Origin of the sequence: Pseudomonas sp. SIMBA_067 (genome assembly GCF_046534675.1) — a bacterium.
GTDB classification, from domain to species: Bacteria; Pseudomonadota; Gammaproteobacteria; order Pseudomonadales; family Pseudomonadaceae; genus Aquipseudomonas; species Aquipseudomonas putida.
The window spans coordinates 1-265 of record NZ_JAWRYH010000602.1 but is presented as its reverse complement, the minus strand read 5'-3'; the positions used below and the strand labels follow the sequence as shown (position 1 = coordinate 265).

At 50.9% G+C, this 265-nt stretch carries 1 pseudogene; it reads left to right on the top strand.

Going from position 1 to position 265, the window contains the following annotated elements:
* Positions 1-265 (top strand): annotated as a pseudogene (locus SB765_RS30510) (serine-type D-Ala-D-Ala carboxypeptidase); the annotation flags it as partial.

Below are 265 nucleotides of genomic sequence, written 5' to 3'. Positions count from 1 at the left end.
CCGTTTTAATGAGTCTGAGAAATTATTGACCTGGGGTTTCCGCTTCTTTGAAACCGTGACGCCAATTAAACCTGATGCCACCTTTGTGACTCAGCGCGTCTGGTTTGGTGATAAGAGCGCAGTGAATCTCGGGGCAGGTGAAGCGGGCTCAGTGACCTTACCGCGTGGGCAGCTGAAAAACCTGAAAGCGAGTTATACGTTAACGGAACCGCAGCTTACCGCACCGCTGAAAAAAGGTCAGGTTGTCGGGACCATTGATTTCCAG